Origin of the sequence: Streptomyces albofaciens JCM 4342, assembly GCF_008634025.1 — a bacterium.
Classification (GTDB): Bacteria; Actinomycetota; Actinomycetes; order Streptomycetales; family Streptomycetaceae; genus Streptomyces; species Streptomyces albofaciens.
On record NZ_PDCM01000001.1, the window covers coordinates 444083 to 464717 of the forward strand.

The window sequence follows — 20635 nt, forward strand, 5'->3', positions numbered from 1 at the left end:
TCATGTCGCAGCACTCCGCCCCGCACGCCGAGCCGGAGGAACCGGCCGAGCCGACGGCCGCCGGCCCGCGGCGGCCTGATCTGAGCATCGGCAGTACGAGCACGACGCCGTACGAGGACTATGTCCACGCGGATGTGCTCACCCACCTCCAGCATCCGCTGTCGGACGATCCGGGCGAGATGGTGTTCCTGGTCACGACACAGGTGATGGAGCTGTGGTTCACCGTCATCGTGCACGAGTGGCATACGGCCGCCCAGGCGCTGCGCCGGGACGACCTGCCGGTGGCGATGGAGGCGCTGGAGCGTTCGACGCATGAGCTGGAGGCGTTGAACGCGGCCTGGAAGCCGCTGGCCCGGCTGACGCCGACGCAGTTCAACGCGTTCCGGGGCGCGCTGGGCGAGGGGTCGGGGTTCCAGTCCGCGATGTACCGGCGGCTGGAGTTCCTGCTCGGGGAGAAGTCCGCGTCGATGCTGGTGCCGCACCGTGGGGCGCCGCGGGAGCACGCGGAGCTGGAGAAGGCGTTGCAGGAGCCGAGTCTGTGGGACGAGGTGCTGCGGCTGCTGGCGCGCCGTGGTTACGCGATACCCACCGAGGTGCTGGAGCGCGAGGTGACGGCCAGGTACGAGCCGGACGCGCGGGTCGAGGCGGTGTGGGCCGAGGTGTACGCGGGCCCGCGCGACAGCGAACTGGTGCGGCTGGGCGAGGCGTTGACGGATGTCGCGGAGCTGGTGTGGCGGTGGCGCAACGATCACCTGGTGGCGACGCGGCGGGCGATGGGGGCGAAGATGGGCACCGGTGGTTCGGCGGGTGTGGCGTGGCTGGAGAAACGCGCCCGCAAGAACGTTTTTCCCGAACTGTGGACGGCGCGCAGCCATGTCTGAGACACCGGCGGAGCGGGCCGCGGCGCTGGACGCGCGGGACGGACTCGGGCACGTACGGGAGAAGTTCGTCCTCGATACGTGTGTGTATCTGGACGGCAATTCCCTCGGGGCCCTGCCCCGCCAGGTGCCCGGCCGGGTAGCGGACGTGATCGCCCGCGAGTGGGGCGAACTGCGCATCCGCTCCTGGGAGGAGGCGGGCTGGTGGTCCGCGCCGGAGCGGGTCGGCGACCGGATCGCCCCGCTGCTGGGCGCCGCGCCGGGGCAGGTGGTCGTCGGCGACTCGACCAGCGTCAACATCTTCAAGGCGGTGGTCGGCGCGGTCCGGATGGCCGGTACGGGACGGGACGAGATCCTGGCGGACGAGGCGTCGTTCCCGACCGACGGCTACATCGCGGAGTCCGCGGCGCGTATGACGGGCTGCACGCTGCGCGCCCTGCCGGCCGAGCGGATCCCGGACGAGGCCGGTCCGCGTACCGCGCTCGCGCTGGTCAACCACGTCGACTACCGCACCGGCCGGCTCAACGACCTGCCCGGCCTCACCGCCGCGCTGCACGAGGCCGGGGCCCTGGCGGCCTGGGACCTGTGCCACAGCGCGGGCGCCCTGCCGGTCCGGCTGGACGCGCACGGCGTGGACTTCGCGGTGGGCTGTACGTACAAGTACCTCAACGGCGGCCCGGGCGCGCCCGCGTACCTGTATGTGCGCGAGGAGCTCCAGGCCTGTTTCGACTCGCCGCTGCCCGGCTGGAACTCGCACGCGGTGCCCTTCGGCATGGACGCCGCGTACGCCCCGGCCGACGGCATCACCCGTGGCCGTGTCGGCACCCCGGACATCCTGTCGATGCTCGCGCTGGAAACGGCCCTGGACGTCTGGGACGGCGTGCGCATCGAGGACGTACGGGCCAAGAGCCTGGCGCTCGGCGACTTCTTCCTGGAGTGCGTGGAGGCGTGCGTACCGCAGGGCCGGGTGCGCTGCGTGACGCCGCGCGAGCACCGGCTGCGCGGCAGCCAGGTGGCGCTGTCGTGCGCGGACGCGGGCAAGGTGATGACGGAGCTGATCCGGCGCGGGGTGATCGGCGACTTCCGCCACCCCGACGTGCTGCGCTTCGGCTTCACCCCGCTCTACACGTCCTTCGCGGACGTGGCGCGTGCCGCGCGGGTGCTGGGCGAGGTCCTGGAGTGAGCGGCGCGGGCGCCGGGGGCGAGGAGGCGGCGCTGTTCGGCCTCGCGCCCGTGCCGCCCGACGCGACGCTGCCGTACGGGCCGCACCCGGACCAGGTGATCGACCTGTACGGCCCGGCGTCCGACGGCCCGGTGGTGCTGTTGCTGCACGGCGGGTTCTGGCGCGCGGCGTACGACCGTGCGCACCTGTCGCCGCTCGCGGCCGAGCTGGCCCGGCACGGGCTGCCGGTCGCCCTCGCCGAGTACCGGCGGGTGGGCGCGGGCGGGGGCTGGCCGCGTACGTACGAGGACGTGACGGCGGCGACGGCCGCCCTGGAGCGGCCCGTGATCGCCGTCGGGCACTCCGCGGGCGGGCACCTCGCGCTGCTCCTGGCGGGCGGCCGAGACCGGTACGCGCCGCGGCGGATCGTCGCCCTGGCCCCCGTCGCCGACCTCGCGCACGCCCACGAGCTGGGGCTGAGCGACGGCGCGGTGGCGGAGTTCCTGGGCGCCGGGCCCGGGTGGGCGGACCGGCTCGCCGCCGCGGACCCGGTACGGCAGCTGCCGGGCGCGGTGCCCGTGACGGTGCTGCACGGCACCGAGGACGCCGAGGTGCCCGTGGAACTGTCCCGGCGCTACGTACGGGCCGCCGAGGCCGCCGGCGGCGTCGTACCCGAACTGCGCGAACAGGCCGGAACGGGGCACTACGCGCCCGTCACCCCCGGCACCGCGGCCTTCCGCGTCCTCCTGGCCACCCTCCGTAGTACTTGAGGAGGAGGCCCGGAGATCCGCTCAGGAGGGGACGCCCGCGGGCCGCGCGCTGCATACCGTGGTGTGCGTGAACCAGACGACTCACCCGCGGCGGGACGACCTGCGCTCGGAAGCCCGGCTCGTCCGCGGCGCGCTGCACCGGCTGCGCCAGGACCTGATCGTGGACGCCTTCACCTTCCGTCCGATGCTGCCCCTGGACGACGCCCGGGTGCCCGGGTGGGAGTGGCTCCCGCAGCGGCTGCGGCGCTATGTGCGCTGGGCACCGCACCTGGCGCTCGGCGGGATCGCCGCCTTCGTGTTCCTCGTGATCGTCGCGCAGACGGCGGGCGGCGGGCCGATCGAGTCCTTCATCGCGGTGGCCTACTGCTTCCTGACCGCCGCGCCGATCGCCCTGACGCTCTTCCGGCCGGTCGGCGCGTTCTGGATCTCGGTCGGGGCGCTCCTGTTCGCGATGCTGGCCGGCGCCATGGCCGGGGCGGGGCACGGGTGGTTCGAGATCAGCCTGGTCGCGCACCTCGCGGTGATGGCGCTGGTCGTCCTGCGCACCCGGCCGCGGCTCGCCCTGGAGATGTGGCTGCTCACCATGGCCGGGACCGGGGTGCTGACGCTGCTCATGCCCCGGGCGGTCTCGACCATCGCGCCGTTCGCGGTGGTGTCGGTGTTCGTGCTGGTGCCCGCCGCCGCCATCCGCGCCTGGCGCGAGGAGCGGCAGCACGTCGTCGAGACGCGGACCGCCACCGCCGAGGAGCGCTCGCGGCGCACGCTGCTGGAGGAGCGCGCCCTGATCGCCCGTGAGCTGCACGACGTGGTCGCACACCACATGTCGGTCATCGCCATTCAGGCGGAGGCCGCCCCGTACCGGGTCAAGGACACGCCGCCCGAGCTGGCCACCTCCTTCTCGACCATCCGGGAGAACGCGGTGGCCGCGCTGACCGAGCTGCGCCGCATCCTCGGCGTCGTACGGTCCGAGGACCCGGACGCCTTCGCCGACGCCGACCCCGAGGCGCCGCAGCCGACGCTGGCCAGCCTCGACGCGCTGCTGGAGAGCGTGCGCAGCGCGGGACTGGAGGTCGAGGCCGTGGTCACCGGCTCGGTCCGGCCGCTGCCGCAGGGCGTCGAGCTGTCCGCGTACCGCATCGTCCAGGAGGCGCTGAGCAACACGCTGCGGCACGCGCCGGGCGCCGAGGCGCGGGTGGAGATCTCCTACGTGCTCGGCGGGCTCGGACTGCGTATCGTCAACGGTGCGCCGAGCCGGCTGGCCAAGCCGTCGCCGGGGGCCGGGCACGGTGTCCTGGGCATGCGGGAGCGGGTGCAGATGCTGGGTGGTGAGATCACCGCGGACCACACCGAGGACGGCGGGTTCGAGGTCGCGGCGTTCATTCCGGTTCCGGCGACGCCGGACGTGAAGGGGGAGACGGCGGGATGATCCGCGTACTGATCGTGGACGACCAGGTCATGGTCCGCGAGGGCTTTTCGGTGCTGCTCGGCGCGATGCCGGACATCGAGGTCGTCGGCGAGGCGGTGGACGGGCGGCAGGCGGTGGCCAAGGTCGCCGAGCTGCGTCCGGACGTGGTGCTGATGGACATCCGGATGCCGCAGATGAACGGCCTGGAGGCGACCCGCGAGATCGTCGCCGCCGACGCGGACGCCAAGGTGCTGGTGCTGACCACCTTCGACCTGGACGAGTACGTGTACCAGGCGCTGCGGGCCGGGGCCAGCGGCTTCCTGCTCAAGGACGCCTCGGCGGGGCAGCTCGCGGAGGGCGTGCGGATCGTGGCGAACGGCGAGGCACTGCTCGCGCCGGCCGTCACCAAGCGGCTGATCTCGGAGTTCTCCAAGCTCGGCACGCCGCGGGCGCCGACGCAGGAGCGCGTCGGCGACCTCACCGAGCGGGAGACCGAGGTTCTGGTGCTGGTCGCCCAGGGCCTGTCCAACGGTGAGATCGCCGAGCATCTGGTCGTGGCCGAGTCGACGGTGAAGACGCACGTCAGCCGGATTCTGGTGAAGCTGGGGCTGCGCGACCGCACCCAGGCGGCGGTCTTCGCGTACGAGGCCCGGCTGGTCACGCCGGGCGGCTGAGGAGCGGCGGGCCGGGCCGCCGGGTCACAGTGCGGCGATATCGGCCTTGGCCCGCAGCAGGGTGTCGCGGGAGATCACCACGATTCTCTCGTGGCCGGCGCGGCCGGCGTCGTCCGGCAGTTTCGCGTCCAGATCGGCTGTCATGTCGGTGCCGATGACGGCGAAGCGTCCGTCGCTCAGCTCGAAGAGGTCGGGGCAACTGCCGTTGCCCACGCTGCCGCGCTCCTGAGGGGTGGCGCCCAACCGTCGGGAAATCTCTGGTGCTGTCACCGGGCCGGAATACCCCGGCGGTGCGCGGCAGCGCGAGCCGAATTACGGAGTTGCTCCTTTTTGGTGACAGTCGCTACACCGGTGAGCGCTTTATTGTTCGGTGTGTTGGCCGTCGACCAAACGCAGATTCGGGACATGGTGTGTCTGTGCGTTCGTCTGGGTCAGTGCCTCGTCGACGAGCACGGCGAAGTGGTGTTCGTGCGAGGCGGGGTCCATCTCGTCGCGCATACGGCGCGCGGATTCCCAGTACCCCCGGAAGGCCGGAGTGTTGGTGATGTAGCGCAGATGCCCGAGCATTTCCCGGTCGTTCGCCATCCCGAGCTTGTGGACGAGCATGCTGTGACAGTAGATCAGGTTGGCGTACAGATACTGGCGGTTCTCCTTCACCGACAGGTCCGGGGCGAATCGGGGCCAGACCTCGGCCAGCTCCGGGTCGGCGATGCTCATCTTGAGCAGGTCCATGTGCAGGCGCCGCAGACCGGCTTCGGCGCTGCGGTGCAGTTCGCCCGCTGACCGGCGCATCTCGTCCCGCTGCAGCTCCAGTTCGGTGCGTTGCAGCCGCATTTCCGCGCGTTGCAGTTCCAGTTCCTGGCGTTGCAGCGAGGTCTCGTCCCGCTGCAGGCGCAGCGTCCTCGCCATGTAGAACAGCACCAGTGCGGCAGTGGAGGACGCCGCGGCGCCATAGGCCTGGCCCGCATTCCCACTGCCCGGGGTGCGCAGTCCGGGCACCGCCGTCATGATCAGGCTCAGCAGCACGCAGGCTGCTCCGGCCGCCAGGACGACCCCCAGATTCTGCAGCACCCACATCGCCTTGCGTGGTCCCATTTCGTTCACGGATACCTCCGCCCGCCCCTAGGCGCGAAACCGCGGCGTGCCGGCTGGATAAGCGCCGCCATCGCCGCTCGCGGGGGTTGTGCCCAGGCGGAAACGGGGACAACCGCGTCCGGCGGCGTGGCCCGGAGCACACGGGCGCGGAATGTTCCACTCCCGCTCCACTGGTCGTTCGGAGCCGCTTGTGGAGCAGCGGTGACGGGATGAGGTCTCTACCAGTTGGAGCGGGCGGGGAGCACGCGCGCCGGGCGGGCGTACGCCCCCGGGCGGGGATCGCTCCCGCCGTACGACACACCGGCGGGGTACGGGGAAGTGCGGCGCCGGAGTCCGCTACAGCTCCGGCGCCGCACGTATGAGGGCGGGACCCTGGATCAGCCGATGTCGCGGCGGCGCAGCGCGGCCAGGCCCGCCGCCACGGACACCGCCGCCAGGCCGAGCAGCCACAGGAACGGCGCCGCGGTGGCCTCGCCGCCCGGCAGCTTCGGCAGGTGGCTGAACGGCGACAGGTTCATCACCCACTGGGGCAGCTGGACGGCCGGGCCCACCCAGCCGATGCCGAGGCAGCCGCCGACCACGGCCCAGGTGCCGACCGCGGCCTTCGGCAGCGCGCCGACCAGCAGCACCGCCAGGCCGGTGAGCGCCCAGGCCGCCGGGACCTGGGCCAGTGCCGCACCCACCGTGGGGCCGAGCCGCCCGCCCGCGTCCCCGCTCGTCAGGCCGTACGTGAGACCGAGGCCCAGGCCGCCCAGGAGCAGCACGACGGCCGTGCCGAGGAAGGCGATGACCAGGTGTCCGGCCGCCCAGCGCAGCCGGCCGACGGCACCCGCCAGCACCGGTTCGGCGCGGTCGCCGGTCTCCTCGCCGCGCAGCCGGAGCACCGCGCCCGCCGCGTAGATCGCCGCGACCATGCCGAGCATGCCGGTCAGGGCGGACACGAACGTGTCCGACAGACCCTGCCGGCCGCCCATCCGCTCGAATATCAGGCGGGCCTGTTCGTTGTCGCCGACCAGGTCGGACGCGCCGTCGATGATGCCGCCGAAGACGGCACCGGCGGCCAGGAAGCCGGCCGCCCAGCCGAACAGGGTGGTCCGCTGGAGCCGCCAGGCCAGGCCGGTGGCGCCGTTCAGCGAGGCGGGCGCGCGGGCCGGGCCCGGCCGGGCGGACAGGAAGCTCATGCCGAGGTCGCGGCGGGCGGTGAGAGAGTACGCCGCGCCGACCGTGACGGCCGTACCGGCGAGGAAGAGCAGCAGGACCCACCAGCGCTCGTCGGCGAACGCGCGCAGCTGCTCGGCCCAGCCGACCGGCGAGACCCAGGTCAGCGGGGAGGACGCGTCCTCGGTGGCGGCGTCGCCCGCGGCCCGCAGGACGAAGGCCGCGCCCAGGACGGCCCCGGCCAGCCCCTTGGCGGCCCGGGCGCTCTCGGTGAGCTGGGCGGTGACCGCCGCCAGGCCCGCGAAGACCAGGCCGGTGCCGCCGATCGCGAGACCGAGGGCCAGCGCGCCGTCCGCCGGCTGCCCGGCCCCGGCCAGCCCGGCCGCGATGAGCAGGGCCAGCGCGGCATCGGCGGCGAGCGCGGCGAGCAGGGCGGCGGTGAGCGGGGCCCGCCGGCCGACCATGGCCGCCGAGAGCAGTTCCTGGCGGCCCGTCTCCTCCTCCTCGCGGGTGTGGCGTACGACGATCAGCAGGCTCATCACGCCGGCCAGCAGCGCGGCGATGCCGCCGATGCGCCAGGCGGTCAGGCCGCCGAGGGAGTCGCCGAACACCGGGCCGTAGATGGCGCGCAGGGAGCCGTTGCCCGTCATCGAACTCGCCACGTCGGCACGCTTGGCGGGTGTGTCGTAGAGCTTCTTGAGGGCGCCGCTCATGCTGACGACGGTCAGTCCGAGCAGCACCACCCAGGCCGGGATCATCAGCCGGTCGCGGCGCAGCGCCAGGCGCAGCAGGGTGCCGGTGCCGGCCAGGTCGCGGGAGCCGCCGGTACGGGCGGACGCGGGGAGCGGCACGGCGGTCATCGCAGGCTCGCCTTCTCGGGAGCGGAGGTGGCGGACGCCGGGGCCCGGTCGCCCCGGGTGTCGTCCTGGTAGTGCCGCAGGAACAGCTCCTCCAGCGTGGGTGGTGTGCTGGTCAGGCTGCGGACGCCGGACCGGCTGAGCGAGCGCAGCACCGCGTCCAGCTTGTCGGTGTCCACCTGGAGCCGGACCCGGTGGCCCTGTATGTCGAGGTCGTGGACGCCGGGCAGGCGGGAGAGGCCGTCGGGCGCGCCGGCCAGTTCGGCGGTCACGCTCGTACGGGTCAGGTGCCGCAGGTCCGCGAGGGAGCCGGACTCGACGGTGCGGCCCTTGCGGATGATGCTGACGCGGTCGCACAGCGCCTCGACCTCGGACAGCACATGGCTGGAGAGGAGCACCGTGCGGCCGCGGTCGCGCTCCTCCTCGACGCAGTCCTGGAAGACCTCCTCCATCAGCGGGTCCAGCCCGGAGGTCGGCTCGTCGAGGATGAGCAGGTCCACGTCGGAGGCGAACGCGGCGACCAGGGCGACCTTCTGGCGGTTGCCCTTGGAGTACGTCCGGCCCTTCTTGGTGGGGTCCAGCTCGAAGCGCTCCAGGAGGTCGGCCCGGCGGGCCGTGTCCAGGCCGCCGCGCAGCCGTCCGTACAGGTCGATGACCTCGCCGCCGGAGAGGTTGCGCCACAGCGTGACGTCCCCGGGGACGTACGCGATCCGGCGGTGCAGGGCGACGGCGTCGCGCCACGGGTCCTTGCCGAGGAGCCGCGCGCCACCCCCGTCGGCGCGCAGCAGGCCGAGCAGGACGCGGATGGTGGTGGACTTGCCCGCGCCGTTGGGGCCGAGGAAGCCGTGCACCTCGCCCGCCTCGACATCGAGGTCGAGGCCGTCCAGCGCCTGGGTCCGGCCGAACGCCTTGCGGAGGCCGGACACCGTGATTGCCTTCGTCATGGTTCTGAACGTACGCTCGTTTCACAAATTTGTGAAGTTAGGAAACCGTATAAAGTTGAGGGAACGTTCCGGGCCGGGGGAGCAGGGGAGAGGATGAGACGGTGAGCGAGCAGGCAGAGCAGCGGGGCCAGAACACCGGGCGGGACGAGGAGGCGGTCTCCCGCTTCGTGGAACGCTTCGCGGCGGAGCTGACCGAGGCGGGCATGCAGCGGATGGCCTCCCGGGTCTTCGCGGCGCTGCTCGCCTCCGACTCCGGCGCCCTCACCTCGGCCGAACTGGCCGAACAGCTGCGGATCAGCCCCGCCGCCGTCTCCGGCGCGGTCCGCTACCTGGTGCAGGTCAGCATGGTCCGCCGCGAGCGCGAACCGGGCACCCGGCGGGACCGCTACCGGCTCTACAACGAGCTCTGGTACGAGACGCTGGGCAACCGCGAGCAGGTGCTGACCCGCTGGGAGGAAGTGCTGCGGGAGGGCGCGAAGACCCTCGGGCCGGACACGCCCGCCGGCGCCAGGGTCGCCGAGACCGTCGAGTTCTTCGAGTTCATGCAGGGCGAGCTGGACGTGCTGCTGGAGCGCTGGCGCGAGCACCGGGCGCAGCGGCTGGCGGAGGACGGCTGAGGCACGGCCGCCTCCCGGCACCGCCCCGGCGTCAGTCGTGCGGCAGCGTCAGCCGCCAGGCGCCCGGCTGCACCGTCCACGTACGGGTCCTGACCGGGCCGCCGACCACCACGTCCGCCCGGTAGCGGAAGTCCGCGCCGGACACGGTCACCGCCCGCGCGCGGGCCCGTACCGGAGGCTCGGCCGCCTGCCAGTGGACGACGATCTCGGCCAGCCCGCTGCCGTCCGCGCCGTCGCCCGGTGTCACCGAGACCCACCGCACCGGCCGGTCCAGGTCCGCGAGCACCACGCCGTCCGCCTCGACCCGCAGCCGGTGGCCGGGCGGGGCCGACCGGTCGCCGCCCGCGGGGCGGACACGGGCGGCCAGCAGCGCCAGGGCGGCGCGGGCCTTACGGAACGGTGCGCGCCACCAGGTGGCGGGCGCGTCCGGGCGGGCGTCGGCCCCCGGCCCCTCCTCCGGCGCCAGGCGCCCGGCCGTCGCGTCCCGCGCCTCCTCGCCCGCCCAGTCCGCCGCGTCCGCCCCGTCCGAGGCTTCGCGGGGTCCCGGCAGGCGCCCACCGGAGCGCTTGCGGCGGCGGGCCTGGTCGCCCTCCTCCGTACCGGACGGGATGTCCAGGCCGCCCAGCACGATGCCGTCACTGTCGTCCGTGAGCAGGTGCAGGCTCTGTTCCGTACCGTCCAGGACCGTGCGCGCCGCGGCGACGGTGTCCGTCGGCACGCCCAGCGCGCGCGACAGCGCCACCGCGCCCGGCGCGCCCACCGGCACGACCGCGAGGGCCACCCCCGCCAGGTCGCGCTCCTTGTGCAGCAACGCCACCGCCCGCAGCAGGGCCCGGTCGTCCCCGATCACCACGGGGCGGCGATGGCCGCGGCGGGCGAGCGCCCGCGCGTACTCCTCGGGGCCGTCCGGGAGGCAGATCTTCGCGGCCGCGCCCGCGCACAGGACGTCCTTGGCGATGCGTACGGATTCCCCGTCCGTTCTGCGGGCGACCGGGTCGATGACCACGAGCAGGGGGCGCCCCCGGACCCCGTCCGGAAAGCAGTGCCCAGATGGCTGCGCCGACACCTCGGTCCTTCCTCAGGTAGCATCTCGGTGCAAGAGCCCCTTGCGCGATTGCGCCAGGGGCTTCGTCTATTCCGGGGCACCGGTTCGACGGCTTCAGCGGTGTCGTACGCATGCGTCCGCACGCATACGGCCTCGCGCACGTTGGACATGCCCCGCCCGGAAGGGGTGTACGCCTGTGCCCGCACTTGTGCTGCTCGGTGCTCAGTGGGGTGATGAGGGCAAGGGAAAGGCCACCGATCTGCTCGGTGGGTCCGTCGACTATGTGGTGCGTTACCAGGGCGGCAACAACGCCGGTCACACGGTTGTCGTAGGCGACCAGAAATATGCGCTGCACCTTCTCCCTTCCGGAATCCTCTCGCCGGGGTGCACCCCGGTCATCGGCAACGGCGTCGTCGTCGACCCGGCGGTCCTGCTCTCCGAGCTGAGCGGACTCAACGAGCGCGGCGTCGACACGTCCAAGCTGCTGATCAGCGGCAACGCGCACCTGATCACGCCGTACAACATCACCGTCGACAAGGTCACGGAACGTTTCCTCGGCAAGCGGAAGATCGGTACGACCGGCCGGGGCATCGGCCCGACCTACGCCGACAAGATCAACCGCACCGGCATCCGCGTCCAGGACCTCTTCGACGAGTCGATCCTGCACCAGAAGGTCGAGGCGGCCCTCGACTTCAAGAACCAGGTGCTGGCCAAGCTCTACAACCACCGCGCGGTGGTCGCCGAGCAGGTCGTCGAGGAGATGCTCAGCTACGCGGACCAGATCCGGGGCTACGTGGCCGACACCACCCTCCTGCTCAACAACGCGATCGACGACGGCAAGGTCGTCCTCTTCGAGGGCGGCCAGGGCACCCTGCTCGACGTGGACCACGGCACCTACCCGTTCGTGACCTCCTCCAACCCGACCGCGGGCGGCGCCTGCACCGGCGCGGGGGTCGGCCCCACGAAGATCAGCCGGGTCATCGGCATCCTCAAGGCCTACACGACCCGGGTCGGCGCCGGTCCGTTCCCGACCGAGCTGTTCGACGCGGACGGCGAGGCGCTGCGCACCATCGGCGGCGAGCGCGGTGTCACCACCGGCCGCGACCGGCGCTGCGGCTGGTTCGACGCGGTCATCGCCCGCTACGCGACCCGCGTGAACGGCCTGACCGACTTCTTCCTCACCAAGCTGGACGTGCTCACCGGCTGGGAGCAGATCCCGGTCTGCGTCGCCTACGAGATCGACGGCAAGCGCGTCGAGGAGCTGCCGTACAGCCAGACCGACTTCCACCACGCGAAGCCGATCTACGAGACGCTGCCGGGCTGGTCCGAGGACATCACCAAGGCCAAGACCTTCGCCGAGCTGCCGAAGAACGCGCAGGCGTACGTCAAGGCGCTGGAGGAGATGTCGGGCGCCCCGATCTCCGCGATCGGCGTCGGCCCGGGCCGGGACGAGACGATCCAGATCAACTCGTTCCTGGACTGACGGCCGAACGGAACCGCCGGTTCCGAGCCGCGTTCCCGCTCCGCTCCGGAGCGGGAACGCGGCTTTCGCGTTTCCGGCGGGCGGTGGGATCAGCTCTTCTTCGTGTACGCCAGCGTCGCCTTGCCGTTGTCGAAGACGCGGCGGAGCTTGCCGTCGGAGTGGATGCGCAGGGTGCTGGGGGAGCCCGGCTGGCAGGCGGTCGCCGGGCCCGCCACCACGGTGGTCGGGCCGAGGCGCAGCGGCGGTCCGGCGTTCATGAGGATGGCCTTGAACTCGCAGTGGAAGGTGGCGCCGTCTGCCTCCATGGCCATGACGGTGTCGCCCGTCTCGCCCTGGGTGAGGGTGAAGCGGTAGGTGGGGCTGCCCTTGACGCTCTTGGACTCCCACTGGCCCAGGAACTTCTGCGGGATGCTCCCGGGCTCCTTGCCGGCCGCCTTGCCGACCTTGCCGTCCGCGGCGGTCACGGTGCCGCCGTCGGCCTTCGCGGGCGTCTCCTCGCCGTCGGGGCTGAACAGGAGGTAGGCGATGCCGATGCCGGCGGTGGCCAGGCCGAGGCCGACGGCGGCGGCCAGGCCGACGAGGCGGGTGCGGCTGGAGCCGCCGCGGCCCGTGCCGCCGCGGCCGGCGGGACCCTTGCGGCGGTGGGCGTGGGCGTGGGAAGCGCCGCCGGAGCGCGGGGGCGGGGCGGCGGCGGAGGCGGCCGAAGAGGGCGCGGGGGGCGGCGGGTACGCGGACCGGGCCGCCTGGACGGTGGTGGGGGCCGACGCGAGAGCCGCGGCGGGCGCGGGGGCGGGGGTGGGGGTCTGCTCCCGGTCCGCGTCGTGGGGGCTCCAGGATCCGCCGCCGTTCTCCCAGGGGCGGCCGGTGGCCTCGTACGCCCCACCGGAAGCCTGGTGGCTCCCGCTGCCTCCGTCGGGGTCCTCGTACGCCCCGTTGGGGTTCTCCGCGTCGAGCAGTTCGACCGCGTGCCGTCCCAGCTCGGCTATCAGCGCGCCCGGCAGCCAGGGCTCGTGCGCGTCGTCGTCGGATCTGGTGTACGCGATGAGCTGGTCCGGCGTCGGGCGCTGCGCCGGGTCCTTGGCCAGACAGGCCGCGACCAGGCTGTGCAGCCCGTACGGCAGCCCGGTCAGGTCGGGCTCCTCCTGGGCGATGCGGTACATCAGCGCGTGCACACCGCTGTCCGACCCGCCGAACGGCAGCCGCCCGGTCGCCGCGAACATCAGCACCGAGCCGAGGCAGAAGACGTCGGTGGCCGGGGTGACCGGCCGGCCGCGCACCTGCTCGGGCGACATGAAGCCGGGCGAGCCGACGGCCTGGTTCGTACGGGTGAGGCCGCCGCCGACGGTCACCGCCTCCAGCGCCCGCGCGATACCGAAGTCGATGACCTTCGGGCCGTCGATGGTGAGCAGGATGTTGGACGGCTTGAGGTCACGGTGCACGATGCCGGCGGCGTGGATGCTGCGCAGCGCGCCCGCCAGACCGCCGGCGAGGATGCGCACGGAGCGCTCGGGCAGCGGCGTACGGCCCTCGGTGATCACCTGCCGGAGCGAGGGGCCCGCGATGTACCCGGTGGCGACCCACGGCGTCTCGGCCTCGGTGTCGGCGTCCAGCACCGGCGCCGTCCACTCGCCGCCGACCCGCCGCGCGGCCTGCACCTCGTGCCGGAACCGGGCCCGGAAGTCGTCCTGGCCCGACAGTTCGGTCTTGACCAGCTTGACGGCGACCGTCCGGCCGCGGTCGGAGCGGGCGAGGTAGACCCGGCCCATGCCGCCCTCGCCCAGCCGCCCCAGCAGCCGGTACGCCCCGATGCGCGGCGGGTCCTGGGGGCCGAGCTGCCCGAGGCGGCCGCGCTCTGCGCGCTCATTCACGTTCCGCTTGCCCTTTCACCTTGTTCGCCCTGTGCTCCCGGACGTTCCCTGCGGGGACGGTGCCGCAGACGCGAACGTTCTGGACGACGCCGCCGGTTTCGGTTCGGTTCCCCGGCGTCCGTACCGGCCGTGGTCGGGCGGAGTGGCGCGTGGTGCGTGGCGGAAGGGGTCGGGCGGCCGGGCGGGCCGGGTGCGGACTTCGGGACGGCGGGCAGGACGCGGGACGGGACCTCAGTAACCGAGGTTATCGAGCGCCCGGGAGAGCCTCTCCACCGCCTCCATGACCGTACGGAACTGCTCGGGTCCGCCCAGCTGTTCGGACAGTTCGGCGGCGAACTCGCCGTGATCCGGGGTGATCCGCTGCAAAGCGGACAGCCCGTCGTCCGTGAGCGCGAGCAACTTGGCGCGCCGGTGGGCGGGGTTGGGCCGGTACTCGGCCAGCCCCTCGGCCACCACCAGGTCCGCGACCCGCTGCACGCTCTGCCGGGTGATGCCCATCGCCCGCGCGATCCCGGCGACCGGCAGCGGCCCGCCCGTCACGGCGCCGAGCACCTGCCACCGGGCGGTGGTCAGCCCGGCCGGGCGGGCCAGCTTCTCCGACACGGCGAGGAACTGGCCGTTGAGACGGAAGACGCCGAGGGCGGTGGCGCTGAGGAGGTCGGGGGCGGGGCCGGGGGTGGGGGCGGGGCCCGCGCCGGTGTCCGGGCCCGCGCCGGTGTCCGGCTCCGGGCGGGTGTCCGGGGCCGCGCCGGTGTCCGGCTCCGGCCCGGTCATGCCGCTCCCTCCGTCGCCTGACTGTCCGTCGCCTGGCCCTCTGCCGCCCGGTCTCCTGTTGCCTGACTGACCGTCGCCCGGCCCTCTGCCGCCCGGTCTCCTGTTGCCTGACTGACCGTCGCCTGGCCCTCCGCCGCCCGGCCTTCCGCCGCCTGACTCCCCGTCGCCTGCTCCTCCGCCGTCTGCCCCGCGGCCATCAGCACGGGGAAGGCGCTCGCGTCCGAGTGGCGGAAGAGGCGGAACCACGCGTCGAGCACGTGCGGTTCCATCACGTCCAGTTCGGCGAGGATCTCCCGGGCGAAGGCGACCGGTTCGGTCGGTCCGGCGGTGATCAGGCCGCGGTCGCGCACCGCGTCCGCGTCGCGGTAGTGCGCGCCGCCCCGGTAGCCGTCCTGTGCGGCGAGGTAGTCGGGGGCGCCGCTGGTGTGCGTACGGCTGTCGAGCAGTCCCTCGCGGGCCAGCCCGGCGGTGGCGCCGCAGATGGCGGCGACCGGTACGTCCGCGTCCAGGAACGCGCGGGCCTTGCGGGCGAACGGGGCGAGGGTCTCGCCCGCGTCCCACAGGCCGGCGCCGGGGAGGACCAGCAGCGCGCTGTCCTCGGGGTCCAGGGCGTCGAGCGCGAGGTCGGGCGTGATCCGCAGCCCGCCCATGGTGGTCACCGGGCGCGCGCCCCCGAGACCGACGGTCACGATGCCGAAGCCGGTCCGGCCGGGGCGGAAGGCGTCGCCCGAGCGCAGGTGGGCCACGGCGGGGCCGTACTCCCAGTCGGCGAGGGTGTCGTAGACGGCGAGGTGGACGGTGGTGCGGGGCCGTGCGGTCGTACGGGTCATGGTGACTCCCCCTGGAGAGCGGGCCGGGTCGCTCGGTGCGCCGCGAAGCCCGATGACAGCATGCTGTCCTAATGACAGAAGACTGTCAATGGGGTGTCCGGGCGTCCGCCGTCCGGGTGGGCCGGGTGCGTTAACCCGCGGAGTGGGGTGGAGTTAACCCGTCCGTTCCTAGCGTCTGACGCGTACCGATCAGCGACCGACAGGAGATGCACCATGGAGACGCTGGGGCAGTTGACCGCCCACCTCGTGCTCGACCTCGCCGCGGTGAGCGTGCTGACGTTCGCCATCTACTACCCGCGCCACAGGCGCCGCGATCTGGTGCCCGCCTACCTGGCGCTGAACGTGGCGCTGTTCGCGGTCGTCTCTGCCCTCGCGCAGGTCGGCGAGGGCGGCACGGCCCTCGGCTTCGGCCTGTTCGGCGTGCTGTCGATCATCCGGCTGCGCTCCGACTCGATCCAGCACGAAGAGGTCGCCTACTACTTCACGACCCTGGTCCTCGGCCTGCTGTGCGGCCTGCCGCACCTGGACTTCGGCATCGCCGCGTCGTTCGCCGTCCTGCTCCTCCTGGTCATGTACGGCGCCGACCACCCGCGCCTGCTGTCGCGCACCTGCCGCACCGTCGTCACCCTCGACGCCGTGCACACCGACAACCGCTCCCTCCACGAGGAACTGGTGCGTCGGCTCGGCGAGCCCCTCAACTGGTCGGTCAAGGAAGTCGACTATGTCCGGGACCTGATGGTGGTGGACGTCCGCTTCCGTCTGCCGGAACCTTTCGGCAGGCCCGCTCGTACCACCTCACAGCGCGGTCACCGCAGCCGGCCCCGCACGATCACCCGTTCCCCCGCGCAACCGCAGCCCCGTCCCCTGTCCGAGGAGACCGTGTGATTCCCGCCGTACGGGCCATCGCCCGCGCCGCCATGGCCGCACGTCCGATAACCCTGTCCGAACTCCAGGCTCGCGCGGAGCTGATGGACCGCATCGACCACAGCTACCTGGTACCGGTCGAGATCTTCGCGGACTTCGCGGCCCGGCTCACCGACCCGCACCGGCCCGGCGGCCCGTTCCAGGCGCTGTGCATCAACGGCCGCCGCTGGTTCGGCTACCACTCCGTCTACTACGACACGCCCGACCTGCGGGCCTTCCACGACCACCGGCAGGGACGGCGGTACCGCTACAAGATCCGCGAGCGGCTGTACGAGGACTCCGGTGAGCGGCAGTTCGAGATCAAGCTCAAAGGGCGGCGCGGCGAGACGGTCAAGCGGCGGCGGCCGCTGCTGCCCGGCGAGGCGACGCTGGGGCGCGGCCCGCGCGGCTTCCTCGCCTCCGTCCTGCACGGCATGTACGGCATCGCCGCGCCCGAGGACCTGGTGCCCTCGCTGGTGACCGACTACCGGCGCGCCACGTTCGTCGCCGACGACCAGCGCATCACCTGCGACGCCGCCCTGGTCTGCCGGGACGCGGGCACCGGGCGCAGCGTACGGGCCGACGGCGGGCTGGTCCTGGTCGAGACCAAGTCCCCGGTCACCGGCCACCTGACGGAGACGGACCGGCTGCTGCACACCTATGGGCTGCGCGCCGCCGAGTTCACCAAGTACTGCGGGGCGCTGGCCGCGCTGCGCTCGGGGCTGACCGCCAATCAGTGGCGGCGGGCGGTGCGGATGGCGTTTCCGGGGGTGGGGAGCGGCGGGGCCGTCGCGGGGGTGCGGGGGTCCGCGGACTGAGGTGCGGCTGACCGCGCCGTCTGGTCGGTTGTGGGCGGGCCGGGCGCCGGCCGCTCGGCTGCCGGCCGCTCGGTGGCCGGCTTTCGGCTGCCGACCGCTCAGCTGTCGACGGTCGCCCAGGCGCGTCCGTCCGGCTCACCCGTCCTGCTGTGCCACCTCCGCCGTGCCGAAGCGGGCCGTGACGCGGGCGCCGCCGCCGGCCGCCGTGCCGCACTCCAGCGAGCCGCCCGACTCCTCCGCGGCCCGGCGCACGATGTCCAGGCCCAGGCCCGTCGAGCCGCCGCCGCTGTGCCCGCGCTCCGGGACGTGCCCCACGGGGAAGCCGGGGCCGTCGTCCTCGACGGTGAGACGGGCGGTGCCGGATCTCGCGCCGGTGCCGGATTCCGTGCCCGTGCCCATGGCGGTGTCCTCGTGGGCGACGGTGACGCGCAGACCGGCGCCGTCCGGGGTGTGGTCGAAGACATTGCCGATCAGGGCGTCGACGGCGGCGGCGAGACCGGCCGGGTCGGCCCGTACGGGGACCGGGCCGCCGGGGGCCGCGAAGGCCAGCTCCCGGCCCTGGTCCTCCGCCAGCGGGCGCCAGAAGTCGGCGCGTTCACGGGCGACGGCGGCCAGGTCCGCGCAGGCGCCCCGCCGCGCGGCGGGGTCCGGGCCCTGGCCCGTACGTACGGTCGCCACCGCGCGCCCGGCCTCGCGCAGCGGCTTGCGCGCCGTACGGATCACCTCGTCGACGCTGCGCTCCAGCGCCGCCACGTCCGCCGCGATCCGCTCCGCCTCCGCCGGGTCGCGCAGCCCCTCGGCGTCCAGGCGCAGCGCGGCGACGGGGGTGCGCAGCCGGTGCGCGAGGTCGGCCGCGTTCTCCCGTTCGGCGGTCAGGAAGGCGTCGATGCGGTCGGCGAGGTGGTTCACCTCGCGCGCCACCGCACGGAGCTCGGGCGGCCCGGAGGGCTCGGCGCGGGCCGTCAGGTCGCCCGCGGCCAGCCGGTCGGCGACCTGGGACAGGCGGCGGGCGGAGCCGACCAGGCGGGCGCCGAGCCGGTCGGCGACCAGCAGCCCGAGCAGCACCAGCGCGGCGCCGATCCCGGCGATCTCCAGTGAGGAGGCCAGCGTGCCCGCGTGGAGCTGGCTCTCCGTGAGGGCGACGAGGGCGACCGCGGTGCCGCCCGCCACGCCCTGGACCGGCACCAGTACGGTCCGGCCCCCGCCCGGCGGCTCGTACGTGAAGGCCCGGCCGTAGCGGGCCAGCCGGACCGCGTCGGTGACGGGCGTGGCGGGCCCCAGCACGGCACCGTCGGCGAGCACGACGGACGTACGGGGCAGGCCCGGGCCGTTGGCGGAGTCGACGATGCCCGCGGCGACCCGGCGTGCGTCCGAGGTCTCGCCGGGACCGGCGCCTTGGACACCGCTCCGGTCTCCGCCACGGGCACCGCCCTGCGCACCGGCCAGCGCCTGGCCGACGCCGGTGGCCAGCGAGTGGGCGCGCGAGGTGGCGTCGGCGGTGGCCCGGTCGGCGGCGTGGCTACGGGTGAGCAGCGCCAGCGGCACCAGCAGGGCCGCGAGCACGAGCGCGGTGGTCGCGGCCGTCAGGAGGAGCAGGCTGCGGCGCATGGTTACGGCCCGGCCGGGCCTGGGACGCCCGGTGCACCCGGCAGGTTCGGTTCGTCCGCCGTACCTGCTCCGTCCGCCGTACCTGCTCCGTCCGCCGTGCCCGTCGTCTCCTCCGGTTCCGGCCTGTCCTCCGGTTCCGGCCCGTCCTCCGGTTCCGGTGCCGCCAGCTTCACCCCCACCGTGCGGATCGTGTGCAGGTAGCGCGGGTGCTGTGCCGTCTCGCCGAGCTTGCGGCGCAGCCACGACAGGTGGACGTCCACCGTCTTGTCCGCGCCGCCCAGCGGCTGCTGCCACACCTCCGCCAGCAGTTCCCGCCGGGAGATCACCTGTCCGGCCCGCTGCGCCAGGTACGCCAGCAGGTCGAACTCCCGGGGCGTGAGGTCCAGCGGCGCGCCGTCGAGGGACACCTCGCGCGCGGCCGTGTCCACGCGTAGGCCGCCGACGCGCAGCGCGGGTTCCGGTTCGGCGGTGCCGAGGCGGCGCAGCACCGCCTTGATACGCGCGTCCAGCTGGGCGGCCCCGAACGGCTTGACGATGTAGTCGTCGGCGCCGTCCCCCAGGGCCGCGACCATGTCCGGCTCCTCGTCGCGCGCGGTGGCCACGATCACCGGTACGTCGCTGACCGCCCGCAGCATCCGCAGCACCTGTGCGCCGTCCACGTCCGGCAGTCCGAGGTCCAGGACGACGAGGTCCGGACGGTCGGTCACGGCGGCGTCCAGGCCGGACATGCCGGTCGCCGCGGTGGCCACGGCGTGGCCGCGGTCGCGCAGGGCGCGCAGCAGCGCACCACGCAGTTGGGGGTCGTCCTCGACGACGAGGAGGTGGGACATACCCGTCACCGTAACCAGCCCCGGCGCCGCCGCGGGAGACGATGCGGGGCGTCTGTGGCGACCGGGCCAGGGGTTTGTCCGGGCCTTAACCGGACGTTAGGAATGGGTGCGGGAGGGTGGCCGGGACGATGGCCGCAGGCCGTGGGGACCTCCGGGGCGCGCGGCATGATGGCAGGAGGGACGCGCGATGGCGTGGCGCAGTGTGGCGGTGACGGCGGCCTGGGTGTGTGTGGTGGCCGGGGCGGGCGCCCTCGGCGCCTGGTCGCTGGCGAGCGCGGACACCGGTGGGCGCAACGACCGGGCGGTGCCGCTGGACGACGGTGCCGTACGGGACAAGCTGGCCGCGGCCCGTGCCGCCGCACCGACTTCGGAGCCCTCCTCGGGTACGCCTTCAGGTTCCCCCTCGGGCGCGCCTTCGGGCGCCTCCGGTAAGCCCTCCGGCCCGGCCGCGACCGGTCCGTCGTCCGGTTCCCCGTCGCCCGGCTCTCCGGCCCGGCCCGTGGCCGGCGGCACGGTCCGCCTGGCCGGCGGCAGCGCCACCGCCGAGTGCCGGGCGGACGGCCGGATCTACCTGACGGTCTGGAGCCCGGCCACCGGCTACCGCGCGGACGACGTGCGGCGCGGACCGGCCGCCACCGCCGCGATCGAGTTCGAGCCGCTCGACGACCACGCCGGGAACGACCACGCGTACACGCTGCGCTGCGCGGCGGACGGCCGCCCGCAGGCCGCACCGGCTCCGGAAGACGATGACGACGACTGAGTCCTCCTCTTGAGCCACCGGGGTCCCGTCTCAACCCACCCGGGGTCCCGTCTTGAGTCACCGCGGCCTCGTCCTGAGCCACCGGGGCCTCGTCCTGAGCCACCGGGGCCGCTTCGAGCCACCGCGGGGCCCGCCCTGAACCACGGCTCGCCCTGG

Annotated in this window: 19 protein-coding genes and 1 pseudogene; 10 read left to right on the forward strand and 10 right to left on the reverse strand. The window is 73.8% G+C overall.

Going from position 1 to position 20635, the window contains the following annotated elements:
- Positions 1 to 2: 2 nt before the first annotated feature.
- From CP973_RS02140 to CP973_RS02160, 5 genes are all read left to right on the forward strand, one after another.
- On the forward strand, positions 3 to 881 hold the full coding sequence (locus CP973_RS02140) for a tryptophan 2,3-dioxygenase family protein (RefSeq protein ID WP_150237077.1): 879 nt from the start codon (positions 3 to 5) through the stop codon (positions 879 to 881).
- A complete protein-coding gene (gene kynU / locus CP973_RS02145) occupies positions 874 to 2061 on the forward strand; it encodes a kynureninase (protein WP_150237079.1) in 1188 nt (395 codons plus the stop codon). The genes CP973_RS02140 and kynU overlap by 8 nt, the downstream gene beginning before the upstream one ends.
- Complete coding sequence (locus tag CP973_RS02150) at positions 2058 to 2810, forward strand: alpha/beta hydrolase family protein (protein WP_150237081.1); 753 nt, start codon at positions 2058 to 2060, stop codon at positions 2808 to 2810. Before kynU ends, CP973_RS02150 begins: the two co-directional genes overlap by 4 nt.
- A 67-nt stretch (positions 2811 to 2877) precedes the next feature.
- Positions 2878 to 4236, forward strand: coding sequence for a sensor histidine kinase (locus tag CP973_RS02155; RefSeq protein WP_150237083.1), 1359 nt, complete (start codon positions 2878 to 2880; stop codon positions 4234 to 4236).
- Positions 4233 to 4889 carry a response regulator gene (locus CP973_RS02160; RefSeq protein ID WP_003979912.1) on the forward strand — a complete coding sequence of 219 codons (657 nt, stop codon included), beginning with the start codon at positions 4233 to 4235 and terminating at the stop codon, positions 4887 to 4889. Before CP973_RS02155 ends, CP973_RS02160 begins: the two co-directional genes overlap by 4 nt.
- 24 nt (positions 4890 to 4913) lie before the next feature.
- Here CP973_RS02160 and CP973_RS02165 read toward each other — a convergent pair whose 3' ends face one another.
- The 4 genes from CP973_RS02165 to CP973_RS02180 form a co-directional block, all read right to left on the reverse strand.
- The gene (locus CP973_RS02165) at positions 4914 to 5102 is read right to left on the reverse strand and encodes a hypothetical protein (RefSeq protein ID WP_150237085.1); all 189 of its coding nucleotides are present in this window, start codon (positions 5100 to 5102) and stop codon (positions 4914 to 4916) included.
- A 147-nt stretch (positions 5103 to 5249) separates the two neighbouring features.
- Positions 5250 to 5984, reverse strand: coding sequence for a DUF6082 family protein (locus CP973_RS02170; protein ID WP_244409692.1), 735 nt, complete (start codon positions 5982 to 5984; stop codon positions 5250 to 5252).
- A 377-nt stretch (positions 5985 to 6361) separates the two neighbouring features.
- The gene (locus tag CP973_RS02175) at positions 6362 to 8002 is read right to left on the reverse strand and encodes an ABC transporter permease (RefSeq protein WP_150237089.1); all 1641 of its coding nucleotides are present in this window, start codon (positions 8000 to 8002) and stop codon (positions 6362 to 6364) included.
- Entirely contained in the window at positions 7999 to 8943 is a 945-nt protein-coding gene (locus tag CP973_RS02180; protein WP_150237091.1) for an ABC transporter ATP-binding protein, read from the reverse strand. The genes CP973_RS02175 and CP973_RS02180 overlap by 4 nt, the downstream gene beginning before the upstream one ends.
- 101 nt (positions 8944 to 9044) lie before the next feature.
- Here CP973_RS02180 and CP973_RS02185 point away from each other — a divergent pair, with 101 nt between their 5' ends.
- Positions 9045 to 9560, forward strand: a complete 516-nt coding sequence (locus CP973_RS02185; protein WP_150237093.1) for a GbsR/MarR family transcriptional regulator — start codon at positions 9045 to 9047, stop codon at positions 9558 to 9560.
- A 31-nt stretch (positions 9561 to 9591) separates the two neighbouring features.
- Here CP973_RS02185 and CP973_RS02190 read toward each other — a convergent pair whose 3' ends face one another.
- Positions 9592 to 10626 carry a hypothetical protein gene (locus CP973_RS02190; RefSeq protein WP_425281926.1) on the reverse strand — a complete coding sequence of 345 codons (1035 nt, stop codon included), beginning with the start codon at positions 10624 to 10626 and terminating at the stop codon, positions 9592 to 9594.
- A 175-nt stretch (positions 10627 to 10801) separates the two neighbouring features.
- On the opposite strand from CP973_RS02190, the gene CP973_RS02195 reads away from it, so the two are divergent.
- Positions 10802 to 12088, forward strand: a complete 1287-nt coding sequence (locus CP973_RS02195) for an adenylosuccinate synthase (RefSeq protein WP_030662862.1) — start codon at positions 10802 to 10804, stop codon at positions 12086 to 12088.
- An 89-nt stretch (positions 12089 to 12177) separates the two neighbouring features.
- Here the strand turns inward: CP973_RS02195 and CP973_RS02200 are convergent, their stop codons facing one another.
- The 3 genes and pseudogenes from CP973_RS02200 to CP973_RS02210 all read right to left on the reverse strand — a co-directional run.
- Positions 12178 to 13956 carry a serine/threonine-protein kinase gene (locus tag CP973_RS02200; RefSeq protein WP_244409244.1) on the reverse strand — a complete coding sequence of 593 codons (1779 nt, stop codon included), beginning with the start codon at positions 13954 to 13956 and terminating at the stop codon, positions 12178 to 12180.
- Positions 13957 to 14187: 231 nt separating this feature from the next.
- Entirely contained in the window at positions 14188 to 14730 is a 543-nt protein-coding gene (locus CP973_RS02205; RefSeq protein ID WP_150237095.1) for a MarR family winged helix-turn-helix transcriptional regulator, read from the reverse strand.
- Positions 14731 to 14915: 185 nt separating this feature from the next.
- Positions 14916 to 15560: pseudogene (locus CP973_RS02210) on the reverse strand (DJ-1/PfpI family protein); the annotation flags it as partial.
- A 213-nt stretch (positions 15561 to 15773) separates the two neighbouring features.
- Between CP973_RS02210 and CP973_RS02215 the strand changes: the two are divergent.
- Positions 15774 to 16445 (forward strand): DUF4956 domain-containing protein, encoded by a 672-nt coding sequence (locus tag CP973_RS02215; RefSeq protein ID WP_150237098.1) that lies wholly within the window; start codon positions 15774 to 15776, stop codon positions 16443 to 16445.
- Positions 16442 to 17281, forward strand: a complete 840-nt coding sequence (locus CP973_RS02220) for a polyphosphate polymerase domain-containing protein (protein WP_150237100.1) — start codon at positions 16442 to 16444, stop codon at positions 17279 to 17281. The genes CP973_RS02215 and CP973_RS02220 overlap by 4 nt, the downstream gene beginning before the upstream one ends.
- Positions 17282 to 17416: 135 nt before the next feature.
- Here the strand turns inward: CP973_RS02220 and CP973_RS02225 are convergent, their stop codons facing one another.
- Both CP973_RS02225 and CP973_RS02230 read right to left on the reverse strand, forming a co-directional pair.
- A complete protein-coding gene (locus CP973_RS02225) occupies positions 17417 to 18889 on the reverse strand; it encodes a sensor histidine kinase (RefSeq protein ID WP_150237101.1) in 1473 nt (490 codons plus the stop codon).
- Between the two features lie 2 nt (positions 18890 to 18891).
- Positions 18892 to 19719: a response regulator transcription factor gene (locus CP973_RS02230; RefSeq protein WP_150237103.1), complete on the reverse strand. Its 828-nt coding sequence runs from the start codon at positions 19717 to 19719 to the stop codon at positions 18892 to 18894.
- Between the two features lie 187 nt (positions 19720 to 19906).
- Here CP973_RS02230 and CP973_RS02235 point away from each other — a divergent pair, with 187 nt between their 5' ends.
- Positions 19907 to 20479 carry a hypothetical protein gene (locus tag CP973_RS02235; protein WP_150237105.1) on the forward strand — a complete coding sequence of 191 codons (573 nt, stop codon included), beginning with the start codon at positions 19907 to 19909 and terminating at the stop codon, positions 20477 to 20479.
- Positions 20480 to 20635 lie beyond the last annotated feature (156 nt).

Bases quoted from the DNA above. Each gene is read 5' to 3' on its own strand.
- kynU (WP_150237079.1), top strand. From the start codon at position 874: ATGTCTGAGACACCGGCGGAGCGGGCCGCGGCGCTGGACGCGCGGGAC.
- CP973_RS02235 (WP_150237105.1), top strand. From the start codon at position 19,907: ATGGCGTGGCGCAGTGTGGCGGTGACGGCGGCCTGGGTGTGTGTGGTG.
- CP973_RS02170 (WP_244409692.1), bottom strand. From the start codon at position 5,984: ATGGGACCACGCAAGGCGATGTGGGTGCTGCAGAATCTGGGGGTCGTC.
- CP973_RS02205 (WP_150237095.1), bottom strand. From the start codon at position 14,730: ATGACCGGGCCGGAGCCGGACACCGGCGCGGCCCCGGACACCCGCCCG.
- CP973_RS02140 (WP_150237077.1), top strand. From the start codon at position 3: ATGTCGCAGCACTCCGCCCCGCACGCCGAGCCGGAGGAACCGGCCGAG.
- CP973_RS02230 (WP_150237103.1), bottom strand. From the start codon at position 19,719: ATGTCCCACCTCCTCGTCGTCGAGGACGACCCCCAACTGCGTGGTGCG.
- CP973_RS02215 (WP_150237098.1), top strand. From the start codon at position 15,774: ATGGAGACGCTGGGGCAGTTGACCGCCCACCTCGTGCTCGACCTCGCC.
- CP973_RS02180 (WP_150237091.1), bottom strand. From the start codon at position 8,943: ATGACGAAGGCAATCACGGTGTCCGGCCTCCGCAAGGCGTTCGGCCGG.
- CP973_RS02160 (WP_003979912.1), top strand. From the start codon at position 4,233: ATGATCCGCGTACTGATCGTGGACGACCAGGTCATGGTCCGCGAGGGC.
- CP973_RS02225 (WP_150237101.1), bottom strand. From the start codon at position 18,889: ATGCGCCGCAGCCTGCTCCTCCTGACGGCCGCGACCACCGCGCTCGTG.
- CP973_RS02175 (WP_150237089.1), bottom strand. From the start codon at position 8,002: ATGACCGCCGTGCCGCTCCCCGCGTCCGCCCGTACCGGCGGCTCCCGC.